The following is a 13,787-nucleotide window of genomic DNA, read 5'->3' as shown; positions in this document are numbered from 1 at the left end:
GTCCGGCCGCAGGCGGGGCGGGTGCCGTTCTTTTCGACGGTGACGGCGCAGTGGATGGACACCACCGGTATGGATGCCGGGTACTGGTATCGCAACCTGCGCCAGACGGTGCGGTTCGCCGAGGCCACCGAGGCGTTGCTGGAGCAGGGCTATGCCCAGTTGATCGAGGTTTCCCCGCATCCGGTGCTGACGGCGCCGGTTGAGGAGACCATCGAGCAGACCGGCGCGGGGGCTGTGGTGATCGGCACGCTCCGTCGTGGTGAGGACTCCGCGGTCCGGATGCTCGCTTCTGTCGCCCAGGCCCACTGCCACGGGCAAACCCCTGACTGGTCTGCGGTTTTCCCGGCCGCGGCCCGGCAGCACACCGACCTGCCCACCTACGCCTTCCAACACCAGCGCTACTGGCTCGACTCGCCTACTGCGACCGGGGATGCGACCTCCTTCGGCATCGGCGCCGATGGGCATCCGTTGCTGGGTGGCGTGGTCGAAGTCGCCGTTGGGGACGGATTCACCTTCACCAGTAGCTTGTCGCTGACATCGCACCCCTGGCTGGCTGATCACGCGGTCCTTGGCACGGTGCTGGTACCGGGCGCCGCATTGATGGACATGGCGTGGCACGTCGGTGACCGGCTGGGGTACGCGCGCGTCGAGGAGCTCACACTGCACCTGCCGCTGGAGCTGCCCGAGCAAGGGGCGGTCCACGTGCAGCTGGTGGTCGATGCCGCCCAGGAGTCCGGTTCGCGGTCATTGGAGATCTACTCGCGTCTCGACGACGGTGCCGACCTGGCAAGTAACCGGGTATGGACGCGCCACGCCGAGGCCACGCTCGTCTCCGCCGATGCCGGTTCCCCGCCCGCTCCGCCGGAGTGGACCGAGTGGCCGCCGCCGGACGCGGAAGTGATCGATCTGTCGGGTGTCTATGAGCGGCTCGAGAATCTGGGCTACGAGTACGGACCGGTCTTTCAGGGGTTGCGCGCGGCATGGCGGCACGGGAGCGAGCTGTACGCCGAGGTCGCTCTTCCCGACGATCCGAACGTCAGCGTCGCGGACTTCGGTGTCCACCCGGCCCTTCTGGACGCTGCATTGCACGTCCTTGGGGCGAGCGGGGCGTTCGAGGACGCTGGCACCGGGCACATCCGACTTCCGTTCTCCTGGGAGGGTTTCTCCCTACACGCAGCGGGGGCATCGGCACTGCGCGTCCGGATGACACTGCTCGGGGACGACCAGGTATCGGTGGTACTCGTCGACGCCATGGGCTTGCCTGTCGTGACCGTCGATTCCCTGACACTCCGTACGGTTTCTGCGGCGCAGCTCGCCACCGGCCGCGTCGTCCGTCCTGAGCTGCAGTTCGACCTGGACTGGGTGGAAGTGCCGGCACCGACCAGTCGGCCGGTGCCGCCGTATGAGGACTGGATCGTTCTGGGCGGGAGTGCCCAAGGAGTGGTCGAAGGGCCGGCCGGACAGGTGCGGCTGTCCTCCGACGTCGCCTCGCTGGCGGACTCGATCGGGGCCGGTGCCTCGGCGCCCGGCGTGGCGCTACTGCCCTGCGTCACCGATGCCGCACCGGTGACGGGGCCCGACGTCGCCCGCTCAGCGCTCGCGGACACGACCCGAGTGCTGGAACAGATGCAGGCATGGCTGGAGGACGACCGATTCGAGGGCGCCAAGCTCGTGATCGTCACCCGGGGCGCCGTCGCGGCACAGGTCACCGACGACGTGCCTGGTCTGACGAGTTCCCCGCTCTGGGGGCTGGTGCGGACCGCGCAGACAGAGAACCCGGACCGGTTCGTGCTCCTCGATCTCGATGATCGGGCGGCTTCGGTGGATGAGATCGCCGCCGCTCTGGCCGCCGATGAGCCCCAGCTTGCGCTGCGCGACGGAACGCTCCATGCGCCTCGGCTGACCAGGGCGACGTCGAACGGTCTGCTGAAACCACCCGCTCAAGAGCGTGCGTGGCGACTGGAGATCACCGACAAGGGAACGCTGGACAACCTCACCCTGACGAGTCACCCTGCGGCAACCGAGCCGCTTGCGCCGGGACAGGTGCGCGTCGCGGTGCGCGCGGCAGGGCTGAACTTCCGCGATGTCCTCATCGCCCTGAACATGTACCCCGACCGAGACGCCGTTGTCGGCAGTGAAGCGGCAGGTGTCGTCCTTGAAGTCGGCTCCGAGGTGACCGGACTGGCCCCCGGCGACGCGGTGATGGGTTTGTTCACCGGGGCGGCCGGACCGATCGCGGTCACGGATCATCGCATGGTGGTCCGCATGCCGTCCGGATGGTCCTTCGCCCAGGCTGCCGCGGTTCCGGTCGTGTTCTTGACCGCGTACTACGGACTGGTCGACCTCGGCAGTCTCCAGCCGGGGGAGTCGATGCTGCTGCACACCGCAACCGGTGGGGTGGGCATGGCGTCGGCGCAGCTGGCCCGGCACTGGGGCGTCGAGGTCTACGCAACCGCCAGCGCGGCCAAATGGAAGACCCTGCGCGACATGGGCTTCGACGACGACCACATCGGTAACTCGCGAACGCTGGAGTTCGAGCAGAAGTTCCTGTCCGCGACCAACGGCAAGGGCGTAGACCTCGTACTGAACTCCCTGGCCGGAGAGTTCAACGATGCGTCCCTGCGGATGCTGCCCCGAGGCGGCCGTTTCATCGAGATGGGCAAGACCGACATTCGTGAGGCGAGTGAGGTCGCCGAACAGCATCCGCACGTGATGTACCGCCCGTACGATCTGTTCGAACCTGAGCCGGACCGCATCCACGAGATGCTGGTCGACCTCCTGGACATGTTCGAACGCGGCGTATTGCGGCCGCTCCCCGTGACGACCTGGGACGTCGGCCGCGCACCGGAGGCGTTCCGGTTCCTGAGCCAGGCGCGCCACACCGGCAAGGTCGTGCTCACCGTGCCCACCGCGCTGGACCCCGAGGGAACGGTGCTGGTGACCGGCGGCACGGGTGTGCTTGCAGGCCTGGTCGCACGTCACCTGGTGAGCGAGCACGGGGCGCGGCACCTGCTGCTGGTCAGCCGCCGCGGTCGTGAGGCCGCTGGTGCTGCAGCGCTGGAGGCCGAGCTGGCCGAGCTTGGAGCGACCGTCACGATCGCGTCGTGCGACGTGTCCGATCGTGCTGCCCTGGCCGAACTCCTGGCCGGTGTACCCGCCAAGCATCCGTTGACCGCCGTGATCCATACGGCCGGAGTGCTCGACGACGCGACGTTCACCGCACTGACGCCGCGTCATCTCGAATCCGTCATGCGCCCGAAAGCAGATGCGGCATGGAACCTGCACGAGTTGACGCAGGATTTGAAACTGTCGGCGTTCGTGCTGTTCTCCTCGGCAGCAGGTGTCCTCGGGACGCCTGGTCAGGCCAACTACGCCGCGGCAAACGTCTTCCTGGACACGTTGGCGCAGTACCGTCATCGCCTGGGACTGCCCGCCACGTCACTGGCATGGGGTCTGTGGGCTCAGGCCAGCGGTATGACGGGACACTTGGACGAGACCGACGTGGCCCGGATGGGACGAAGCGGTCTGGTGGCGATGTCTTCCACGGAAGCCCTTGCCCTCTTCGACGAAGCGCTGTCCCTGGGGCGGCCCTGCGTGACGCCCTTGCGGATGGATCTCGCGGTCACACGCGCCGACGCCGACGCCGGAGCGCTGCTGCCGCTGTTCCGTGCGCTGGTCCGGCCGGCTCGGCGGGTGGCAGTCGCAGGCTCGGGCGAGTCGCCTGCGACGCTGGTGCAACGTCTGGCCGGCCTTGGCGACAGCGAGCGGCACCAGGTCGTTCTGGACTTGGTACGGTCCCAGGCCGCGGCGGTACTCGGGCTTCAGACCTCAGAACTGGTCAGGACCGAGAAAGCGTTCAAGGACCTGGGATTCGACTCGCTCACGGCGGTGGAGTTCCGCAACCGGCTGAAGGGAGCCTCCGGCCTCAAACTTTCGGCCACGCTCATCTTCGACTACCCAAGCCCCGGTGTTCTGGTTGAGCACATACTCGAACAGATGGCTCCAAGCCGAAATGTTTCGGTGGCGTCCATTCTCAATGAGATCGAAGCGCTCGCAGACGCGCTCGTGGCATCGATGGCGGAACAACCTGAGACGCCAGAGGTATCCGAGCGACTCAAGACACTGACGCACAAACTGCACATGAGTCAACGAAGCGTCGACGAAGTGGTGGGCAGGATTGACTCCGCTTCCGACGACGAAATATTCGATTATCTGGATGGGCGACAAGAATTCGCGTGAGGATGGGGTGATCCATGCGTCTGACGCCGGGTGTGTCCGGCGTCAGACCACGGGAGAGTGGACCGCGACGGCGGCCGCGAAGCCGGCGGGCGCCGTCACGTCTCTCAGGGACCACCCAGTGTGGTCCTGCGCCGGCGACGGGCCGATTCCCGCGTACGGGCGGTGGTTGTGGCCCAGCCCGGCGCCGGTGCCTTTCAAGTAGGCCTCCCTCCGGACCCAGGCGCGGGCGAAGGCTCTGGGGCGCGCGGCGGAGGGCAGCGTGGTGAGTTCCTCGGCCTCCCGCGGATGGAGGAGCGCATGGGCGCCGGCCACCGTCTGCGGGGGCGGCATCGCTTCCAGGTCGATCCCGACAGGAGTGACCGCGAAGGCCATGAGCGCCAGATGCCGGCTGTGGGTCAGGGAGAAGTGGACGGTGCCCGGTACCGGCACGGGACGGCCGTCCGGGCCGCCGCACTCCGGGCAGGGCTCACGCTCGAAGCGGACGGCGGCGGGTGCCACGCTGAGCATCTCGCCGAGCAGCAGTCGCAGCGCGACATGCGCGGTCACGTAGCAGCTACGGCTCTCCGTCCGGCGGAGGGCGGAGGCCCGGAGCCGCTCGTTGTCGTCGAGCAGACCCGGGGCGAGACGAGCGGCCGCCTCGGCCTGACGCGAGGCGTCGATGTGCCACAGCACGACCGAACCGCTGGGCGGAGTCCGCAGGGGCGGCAGGGTCCGGTGCAGGTCGAGCTCCGCGGGGCGCAGGACGGCGCTTCTGTGCACCCGGAGAGCATAACCATCGTCGGTACCGCCGGACTTCCCACCTGGCTAGCCTGAGCACCGTGGAGCAATGGGCCGGCGTTCGGTGTTGTGCTCATTGGGTCACTCAGCCACCGTCGAACAGGAGAACGTCATTTCCACCATCAAGCTCATCTTGGCCGACGACGAGGCGATGATCCGCGGCGGGATTCGGGCCATCCTTGCCAGCGACCCGGGAGTCGAGGTGGTCGCCGAAGCCGCGGACGGTCGTGAGGCCCTCGCGCTGACACTTGAGCACCGGCCGGATGTCGTCCTCATGGACATCCGGATGCCGGTCATGGATGGGCTCGCCGCCACGGCGGAGATCAAACGGGAGGTTCCGGCGACGTCCGTCCTGGTGCTGACCACGTTCTCCGAGGACGAGTACGTGAGCCGTGCGCTCGGCAGCGGGGCGAGCGGCTTCATGCTCAAGTCCGGTGACCCGAACGAGTTGCTGACCGGAGTCCGGGCCGCCGCGGCCGGAGCCGCCTACCTCTCCGCGAAGGTGGCCAAGCGCGTACTTGCGGAACTGGGCCGTGGTGGCGACGAGCAGCGCACTGCGCGCAGGACGCCGTCGCATGAACAGGTGAACGCGCTGACCGAGCGGGAGCGGCAGGTGCTCGCACTGCTGGGCAGTGGGATGTCCAATGCCGAGATCGGTGAACGGCTCCATGTCGTGGAGGGAACCGTCAAGAGCTATGTGAGCGCCATCTTCTCGGGTTTGGGAGTACGCAACCGGGTTCAGGCAGCGATCGTCGCGCACGAGGTCGGACTGATCGACGGGAGCACCGAGGGCACGGACCATTAGCCGTCCCCGCACTGCGGACACGGCACAAGGAAGGGCGTCGCGCACCGAACGGGGGATCCCGGTGCACGACGCCCTGTGCGTTCCGGCTGTCCGCCGGAACGCGTTCATGGGGGCAGGTCAGGCGTCACGCTTGCGCAGCACGGCGTACCCGGCGAACTGCGCGGCAACGGCCCACAAAACGAGGAACAGCAGTCCCGCGCCCGCCCCGTAGGGCGAGGTGTCGCCGTTCATGAAGACGGTCCCGGCCGTGTTGGGCATCCGGTCGGACAGGAACACCAGCGGGTCGATGTCGGACGCGTGCAGCACCACCGGTAGGACTGTGAGCCCCACGAAGACCAGGCTGAGTGTCCCAGCGGCGCTGCGCACGGCCACGGAGACCGCCACGGTGAGCACACCGGTCAGCGCCAGGTACACGCCGATCCGCAGCGCGCATCCCAGCAGGTCGCCCGCGCCTCCCGACTCCACCTCGCTGCCCAGCGTCAAGGAGACCACCCCGACGCCGATCAGTCCCAGCGCGAAGCCCACCAGCAGGCTGACGCCGCCCACGACCATGGTCTTGGCCGTGAGCAGCCGACCCCGGTGCGGCACGGCCTGAAGGGTGGTGCGGATGCTCCCGGAGCTGTACTCGACGGTGATCACCAGCATCGCCAGGGCGATCACCGCGAACTGGGCGACGTACACCGTGGCGACGGCGACGTCGGTGACCGGAACGGCTTGCCCGGCCTGGCTGTTGTTCGACATGGTGGCACCGATGATCGGCGCGGTGAGCCCCATCAGCCCGACACCGCCGAGCACGCACCACCAGGTGGACCGGACCGACCAAAGCTTGATCCATTCGGCCGCGACTGCTCCGGGGAGCCCTCCGCCGGAGACGCGCACCGGCCGGCCAGCTGCCGTCGTGGGCATCGATGTAGTCATGACGCGAATTCCTGTGTCTTTCGGCTGAGGGGACGAGGGGCGGGCACGTGGCCGGGCATGCTCGGCGTCACTCTCCGTGTGCCACGGGCCCGCGGGGTGCGGAGCTCGATCCGAACTCGACGCTGTCGGCGGTGAGTTCCATGTACGCCTGTTCCAGCGAGGCCTCGACCTGGCGGACCTCGTGCAGCCTGACGCCCATGTCGTAGGCGAGATCGGATACCTGATCGACGGCCAGACCCCTGATCGTCAGTTCGTTGTCGTTCTCCCGGCTGACCGGGACGGACCACTCGACCAGCTGGTCGCGGAGCTTCTGGAGGCCCGCGACCTCGGGGCCGCGCACCCGCACAGAGCTGAGCGAGCTGCGCTCGATGAGCTCTTTGACCGAGGTCTCGGCGATGAGTCGGCCCCTGCCGATGATCACGAGGTGATCGGCTGTGACCTGCATTTCGTTCATCAGGTGGCTGGAGACGAAGACCGTGCGCCCTTCGGCGGCAAGCCCCTGCATCAGTTCGCGGATCCAGCGGACGCCCTCGGGGTCAAGGCCGTTGACCGGCTCGTCGAACATGACGACCGGGGGATCGCCGAGCAATGCGCTCGCGACGCCGAGACGCTGGCTCATACCGAGCGAGAATGAGCCGGCCCGGCGTCCGGCCACCGAGGTGAGGCCGACGGACTCGAGGACCTCGTCGACCCGGCGCACGGGGATGCCGTTGGTCCGGGCAAGGGCCCGGAGGTGGGCGCGGGCGCTGCGCCCGGGGTGTACCGCTTTGGCGTCGAGCAGGGCCCCGACTTCCCTCAGCGGATAGGCCAGCTCCTCGTAGGGTTTGCCGTCCACGAGGGCCTTCCCGGAGGTCGGGCGGTCAAGACCCATGATCATTCGCATGGTCGTGGACTTGCCCGCACCGTTCGGGCCGAGGAAACCGGTGACCCGCCCCGGGGTGACGGTCAGGGACAGATTGTCCACGGCGGTGTGATCGGCGTACCGCTTTGTCAGCCCTTGAAGGGTGATCATGGATGAGCTCTCCAGCCGGCCATTCGACGTTCTCTGTGTCGCTCCGAACGTATGGGCAGGTCTGGTAAGGCCGCATCCCACCTAGGGAAGCTCTTCACCCCTACTTTGGTAAGGAGTTCCTGGCGCCGGAATCCATTCAGCCGTGATCGATGGGCGCCCGGGATTCCGCCGTGATCACGCTTTTCTCCATCAGCTTCTTGCCTGCGAAGCAAAGGCGGTACACGTCGACCCGGATGAAGAGGTCCTCACTGGCGCGGTAGTACCGGCAGGCGGCTCCCGGGGGCTCTGGCCGATACTCGGACGGAGGGTCCTGCATCTCGTTGTCGGGAAGTAGCCGCTCGATTTTCGCCGTACTGTCGCCGATCTCCAGCTGCGCGTAGTGGACCGGTGTGAGGACGGACGAGGTAGAGAGGTAGGCGTAGTAGCCGAGCATGGCGACCGCGACGCAGAGGAACAGCCCGGCGGGGAGCGAGACCGCGACGAGGAAGCGTCGGCGCAGACGGGTGGTGGCGTGGGCGAGCCCGCGCCCGGGCGGTGGTGCCGGCAGAGTGGCCGGCTGGGGTCCAGGCATCCTCACCGCGTGGCAGTCACGCGAGAGTCGGGCCCGTACCTCGAACCCGCCGTCCGGAGTCGGGGCCGCGTGGAAGTCGCCGCCCGCCAGCCGGGTGCGCTCCTCCAGTCCGATCAGACCGCGCCGCCCCTGGGGCCGGTTCTCATGCGGAGGCTTGCCCGGTGGCCCGTTGCGTACGGTGACGAGCACATCGAGTGGTGTGTAGACGAGCCGTACGGTTATCTCCGACTTGGGGGCGTGCTTCATGGCGTTGGTGAGGGATTCCTGCACTACCCGGTACAGGGCTTTGTCCGTCATGCTTGACAGCTCGCCGAATTCCCCGGTGCGCTTCAGCTCGACGAGGACGCCGGAGGCGCGCGCCCGATCGACGAGGACATCGACGTCCACGTGCGAGGGATCCATGGGCGCGGGTGTGTCGTCCTCGCGGAGCACGCCGATGATGTCCCGCAGCCGTTCCAGGGCACCGGCCGCGCCCGCGCGAAGGTCGGCCGCCGTGCTGCGGGCATCGTCGTCGAGGTTCGGGGCCACTTGGAGGGCCCCGGCGCGCAGGGCGAGCAGGCTCAGCTCGTGACCGAGGGAGTCGTGCATGTCCTCGGCGATCCGGGCCCGCTCCCGCAGCCTGGCCTGCTCGACACTGCTGCGCTGCTGGAACTCCAGCTGGCGGGCGTGTTCCCAGCCCGCATGTTGCAGTTCGTGCCGCTGCCTGGAATACCGTCCCAGCAACCAGGGAAGCAGAATGGCGAAAATGAGGCCCGTCACCAGCACGGCCCACATTGGGGTCGTCAGTCCGACGACGGCGGTGGCCACTGATTCCACCAGCGCCACCAGCCCCAGCGTGCAGAGCACCGCCCGTGGACTGACGGGCAGCCGCCCCACCGTGTAGCTCGTGATGAACACCGCCGGGAGGTACGGCGAAACAACGATGGCACCGACGTCGTTGTGCGCCAGCCCCACGGTCCACCACAGGGCTGTGCACAGCGACAGGGAGACCAGGGGCAGCGTCGAGTGAAGCACCAGCGCGATGCCGATGACGACGGCACCGGCGAGAATCTGCCACCCCCGGTACTCGCCGAACCTTGCTTCCGGGACGAGCACGAGGGCCGGGAGGTTGAGTGCCATCCAGGTGAGGATGGCCATCAATGGCCAGAACCGCGGCTTCCGAGGCCGCTCCGAGGCGGGAATGGCACCAAGTAACTGAGCGAGACCGGCAAGGGTGGGCTTCACGGCGTCAAGACTAGTCAGCAGGTGCCGATGACGATACTCGGTCATCCTATTTGAGTCGGATCCTGCCGTGTTGCGTATTGCCTGACGTAAGTGTGCTTACTTTAGTCAGGACTTCGGGGTGAAGCTCCATGCATTGGTGGGAAGTTCTTGCCCAGATCTGCTGTGCATCGCAGAGTGGGCAGGCTGTCGCCGTTCAAAATGCTCGGAGGGGTCTTGTCTCTGCACTTAGAAATATCGGAAGTCCATGCCGCAGCGGCCGAAACGGTCCGTCGTTACTACCGTCTCGTCGACAAAGGGGATATCGACGGTCTGATCGCACTCTTCGATCCCGCTGCGGAATACCGCCGGCCAGGATACGATCCGCTCACCGGCCATGCGGACCTGGAACGGTTCTACCGCGAGGAACGGGTGATAGAGGAGGGCCGGCACACCATCAGTGCTCTGCTCGTGGCCGATCTCGACGTCGCCGTTCAGGGGAAGTTCCAGGGTACCTTGCGGGACGGGCGCGAGATGTCACTCGATTTTGCCGACTTCTTCACGCTGACTTCCGCCGGGACCTTCTCCCGGCGGAAGACTTTCTTCTACGCGCCGCTGGTCTGAGCCGAGTTCGGGGGAATGTCATGACGGAAACCGCAATCAGCAGGAGTGTGCTGAGGAGACCGGAGTTCGGGGAATCCTTCACCCCGAGCATGGTCACCTCGGAATGGACGGCCGATGGCGGCTGGTCGCCGTTGAGGCTGGAACCGCACGCCGCGATACCCATGCCGCCAACCATGGTCGGACTGCACTATGGCCAGGTGGTCTTCGAAGGGCTCAAGGGCCACCGTCAGACCGACGGCTCTCTTGGGCTCTTCCGGGCACCGGAACACGCGGCACGCTTGGCCGAGTCCGCACGTCGGCTCTCCATCCCGCCGCTCCCGGAGTCCATGTTCCTGGAGGCGGCCGATCTGATAGCCGCTGCCGACCAGGATCATCTGCCCTGTGAACCCGGGCTCAGCCTCTATCTGCGGCCGCTGCTGTTCGCCAGTGATCCCAGTCTCGCGCTCCGGCCTGCCCGCACGTACAAGTTCGTCCTCATTGCCTTCGTCACCGGCGGCTTCTTCGCCGACGGGCCCGAACCAGTGCCGGTCTGGGTCAGCCCGCACCACGCCCGGGCCGCCCAGGGCGGCACCGGACACGTCAAGTTCGCGGGCAATTACGCCCCCACCTACCTCGCCCAGGAGGAGGCGCGGCGGGCCGGCTGTCGCCAAGTGGTCTGGCTGGACTCGTCGGAGCGTCGCTGGGTCGAGGAACTGGGCGGCATGAACATCTTCTTCGTCCGGGGCAGCGGACGAGGGTCCCACGTGGTGACACCGCCTCTGGGCGGCACCCTGCTGCCTGGAGTCACTCGGGACGCGCTGCTGACGCTCGCCGCGCGGCTCGGTTACGAGCCGCGGGAGGAGCAAGTGGCGGTCGACCAGTGGCAGGAGGAATGCGCCGCGGGCGTCATCAGCGAGACGTTCGCCTCCGGCACGGCGGCGGTGGTCACACCGGTCGGCACCGTCCAATACGGCGACGCCGAGTGGCAGGTGGGCACCGGCGGCGCGGGTCCGGTCACCCTGGCGCTGCGCGAGGCTCTGATCGACGTACAGACGGGCCGTGTGCCGTCGCCGGAGGGCTGGGTCCGGCGCGTCCCGCCCCTGCCCGCGGCATAACGCGGACTCCGGGCGGCCGCCACGCGAGGGTGGTGGCCGCCCGGAGTCCGTCAGGCATGTGCGCGGGCAGGCGCCCGCAGGTCGGAGGAGTCAGAGGACCTCGGGCCAGCCCGGGTCGTCGCCCTCGTCGAGGACGCGGTTGTTCTCGTCCACGAAGACCACGTGCGGCTTGACGTCACGGGCCTCCTCATCGGTGACGAGGCCGTAGCCGATGATGATGACGAGGTCTCCCTGGTGGACCAGGCGCGCCGCCGCGCCGTTGATCTTGACGGTGCCCGAGCCCCGCTCTCCCTCGATCACATAGGTCTCGAGGCGGGAGCCGTTGTTGATGTCCACGATGTGCACGTGCTCGTTGGGCAGTAGATTGGCGGCTTCCATAAGGTCGGGGTCGAGCGTGAGCGACCCCACGTAGTGCAGGTCGGCCTGGGTCACCGTGGCCCGGTGGATCTTGGACTTGAGCATGTTCCGAAACACTGAGGGAATTCCTCTTTCGAGTCAGCCGGGCCGGGTCAGCCGGACATCGCGACCAGGACGCGCCGGTCACCAGTGTAGGGGCGGCGACCGTGGCCGACGGCCACGTTGTCCACGACCATCAGGTCGCCCTCGCGCCAGTCCACGTCGACGGCGGCTTCCAGGGCCCGGTCGCGGACCTGCAGCACGTACTCGGCCGGAATGGGGCTGCCGTCGGCGAAGGCGACGGACTGCGGCAGCTCTTCGGGGGCCAGGATCTGGGCGAGTTCGGCGGCCACCTCGTCGCCGAGGGCCGCCGGGTGGAACTGATCGGACTGGTTGAACCAGACCTCCGTGCCGGTGGCCGGGTGCTTGATGGTGGCCGGCCGGACCTGGCTGATGATCCGCAGCCCGCCGTCGGACTGCCATGACCAGTCCGCCTCGCCGCCGTCGAGGAAGGCGGCCACCGCATCGCGGTTCTCGGTCTCGAACGCCTGCTGCCAGCTCCGGCCGAGTCCGAGCCCGCCGTGCAGGTTCTGTATGTAGCGCAGCCCGCCCGAGAAGGCCTCACGGACCTCCGCGTCGAGGGAGTTGAGCCACAGCTCACCGTCCACGACCGGAGTGGCTCCGCCGGTCACCGCGGCGGTGGCGCAGTAGAAGAAGAGCCGCGAGGGCCATTCGTGGCTGTACGAAAGCTCGTTGTGCATGGAGATCGTCTCCTCCGGCGGATACTCCGTGGAGGTGTAGACGTTCGCACCGACCTTGGTGCGCGGCGAGGTGCCGTGCAGATAGGAAAGCCGGTTGGGCAGCAACAGGTCCATCACCGGGTCGAGTTCCTGCTCGGCGACATGGAAGCCGCGGAATACCACGACCTTCTCGCGGGTCAGGACGTCGGCGAAATCCGTCTGAGCGCTCAGGTGCTCCTTCAGTCCGCGCGCGCTGGCCTCGACGCCGTCGGGCGTGACCTCGAGCGGCTTCCAACCGTCAGCTGTGATCACTGTGCTCATTTCTTCTTCCAGTCATGGTCAAGACTTTGAATTCCCAGTGGGGGCCACCAGCGCCGGCCGTAGCCGGTCGATCTTCCTCAGTCGGCCGACCAGCCCCTCTCCGGGCCGGACGAGGAGGGTGAGAATCACCGGGGCCAGCACCGCGCCGAGGAGGAAGCCCGCGACCACGTCGTGCAGATAGTGCACGCCGAGAAAGACACGGGAGAACGCCGTCAGCAGCGCGATCGGCAGGGCCAACAGTGCAGCGGTCCGCCAGACCAGGAACAGGACGGCGACCGAAGCCGCCACAATCACCGAGTGGTTGCTCGGGAACGACCAGTCCCCGGGCTCCGGGCATTCCTCGATGATCTGCACACCGGGGACGGACCGGCAGGGCCGGTCCTCCCGGACGAACCCCTTGAGGAGCTCGCTGAGCAGATAGGTGACAGCCATGGCGACCGGGGCGAAAAGAGCCAGGGTCATGCTCTTGTTGTCGCCCCGCCGGGCCCGCCAGAAAGCGGCTGCGAACAGTGCGAGAAATACCAGGATTCCCGCTTCCGTACCCACTTCCGCCACCGTGTGCAGCCAGGAGGGAGAGTCGTGTCCGAACGAAGCGATATCGCGGTATGTGTCCGCCCCGGGAGTGACTTCACCGGATTCCGTTGTCACTCGCTCGCTCAACAGCCAACCGGTCGTCAATAACGCCAGGAAACCGAGAACGGCAGGCCAGAACCACTTCTTCACGCTTCGCTCCATCCGTCCGTAGACGCAACTCATCTACTACGGATGAAAATACGGGAAACGTTCGGTGAATTATATTGGACGAAGGTGACTGTTTCGCCCTGACGAAAGTCAGGGCGAAACAGCCGCTCCGCGGCCGTCCGTCAGGCCGCACTCTCCCCGTCCATCGCCCTGACCAGGCTCTTCGGCCGCATGTCGGTCCAGTTCTGCTCGATGTAGTCCATGCAGGTCTGCCGGTCCGTCTCGTGGACCACGACCTCCCAGCCGGCCGGTACCTCGACGAAGGACGGCCACAGTGAGTGTTGGCCCTCTTCGTTCACCAGTACCAGGTACGTGCCGTCGGCGTCCTCGAACGGGTTCGTCACCGTTC

General features: G+C 67.3%; 12 protein-coding genes. 4 read left to right on the top strand and 8 right to left on the bottom strand.

Annotation, left to right across the window (positions count from 1 at the left end):
• The coding region (locus tag ACZ3H8_RS38045) for an SDR family NAD(P)-dependent oxidoreductase (protein WP_467409594.1) at positions 1-4,239 on the top strand (4,239 nt) is incomplete at its 5' end.
• Between the two features lie 42 nt (positions 4,240-4,281).
• Here ACZ3H8_RS38045 and ACZ3H8_RS38040 read toward each other — a convergent pair.
• On the bottom strand, positions 4,282-4,998 hold the full coding sequence (locus ACZ3H8_RS38040) for a 4'-phosphopantetheinyl transferase family protein (protein WP_467409593.1): 717 nt from the start codon (positions 4,996-4,998) through the stop codon (positions 4,282-4,284).
• Positions 4,999-5,167: 169 nt separating this feature from the next.
• On the opposite strand from ACZ3H8_RS38040, the gene ACZ3H8_RS38035 reads away from it, so the two are divergent.
• A complete protein-coding gene (locus ACZ3H8_RS38035) occupies positions 5,168-5,821 on the top strand; it encodes a response regulator (RefSeq protein ID WP_467409596.1) in 654 nt (217 codons plus the stop codon).
• Positions 5,822-5,938: 117 nt separating this feature from the next.
• Here ACZ3H8_RS38035 and ACZ3H8_RS38030 read toward each other — a convergent pair whose 3' ends face one another.
• From ACZ3H8_RS38030 to ACZ3H8_RS38020, 3 genes are all read right to left on the bottom strand, one after another.
• Positions 5,939-6,739 (bottom strand): ABC transporter permease, encoded by an 801-nt coding sequence (locus tag ACZ3H8_RS38030; RefSeq protein WP_467409592.1) that lies wholly within the window; start codon positions 6,737-6,739, stop codon positions 5,939-5,941.
• A 67-nt stretch (positions 6,740-6,806) separates the two neighbouring features.
• Entirely contained in the window at positions 6,807-7,751 is a 945-nt protein-coding gene (locus ACZ3H8_RS38025; protein ID WP_467409590.1) for an ABC transporter ATP-binding protein, read from the bottom strand.
• A 136-nt stretch (positions 7,752-7,887) separates the two neighbouring features.
• The gene (locus ACZ3H8_RS38020; protein WP_467409589.1) at positions 7,888-9,441 is read right to left on the bottom strand and encodes a sensor histidine kinase; all 1,554 of its coding nucleotides are present in this window, start codon (positions 9,439-9,441) and stop codon (positions 7,888-7,890) included.
• A gap of 279 nt (positions 9,442-9,720) precedes the next feature.
• On the opposite strand from ACZ3H8_RS38020, the gene ACZ3H8_RS38015 reads away from it, so the two are divergent.
• The gene (locus ACZ3H8_RS38015; protein WP_467409588.1) at positions 9,721-10,146 is read left to right on the top strand and encodes a nuclear transport factor 2 family protein; all 426 of its coding nucleotides are present in this window, start codon (positions 9,721-9,723) and stop codon (positions 10,144-10,146) included.
• A 20-nt stretch (positions 10,147-10,166) separates the two neighbouring features.
• Positions 10,167-11,240 carry a branched-chain amino acid aminotransferase gene (locus tag ACZ3H8_RS38010; protein ID WP_467409586.1) on the top strand — a complete coding sequence of 358 codons (1,074 nt, stop codon included), beginning with the start codon at positions 10,167-10,169 and terminating at the stop codon, positions 11,238-11,240.
• 90 nt (positions 11,241-11,330) lie between these two features.
• Here ACZ3H8_RS38010 and panD read toward each other — a convergent pair whose 3' ends face one another.
• The 4 genes from panD to ACZ3H8_RS37990 form a co-directional block, all read right to left on the bottom strand.
• Positions 11,331-11,714, bottom strand: coding sequence for an aspartate 1-decarboxylase (gene panD / locus ACZ3H8_RS38005; RefSeq protein WP_467409584.1), 384 nt, complete (start codon positions 11,712-11,714; stop codon positions 11,331-11,333).
• 35 nt (positions 11,715-11,749) lie between these two features.
• Positions 11,750-12,697 (bottom strand): TauD/TfdA family dioxygenase, encoded by a 948-nt coding sequence (locus ACZ3H8_RS38000; protein WP_467409583.1) that lies wholly within the window; start codon positions 12,695-12,697, stop codon positions 11,750-11,752.
• A gap of 18 nt (positions 12,698-12,715) precedes the next feature.
• The gene (locus ACZ3H8_RS37995) at positions 12,716-13,420 is read right to left on the bottom strand and encodes a phosphatase PAP2 family protein (protein WP_467409582.1); all 705 of its coding nucleotides are present in this window, start codon (positions 13,418-13,420) and stop codon (positions 12,716-12,718) included.
• Positions 13,421-13,560: 140 nt separating this feature from the next.
• On the bottom strand, positions 13,561-13,782 hold the full coding sequence (locus ACZ3H8_RS37990) for an MbtH family protein (protein ID WP_467409580.1): 222 nt from the start codon (positions 13,780-13,782) through the stop codon (positions 13,561-13,563).
• Positions 13,783-13,787 lie beyond the last annotated feature (5 nt).

Source organism: Streptomyces sp. NPDC002868 (assembly GCF_055563295.1).
Note: the sequence above shows the minus strand (reverse complement) of the source record. Positions and strands in the feature narration are given on the sequence as shown.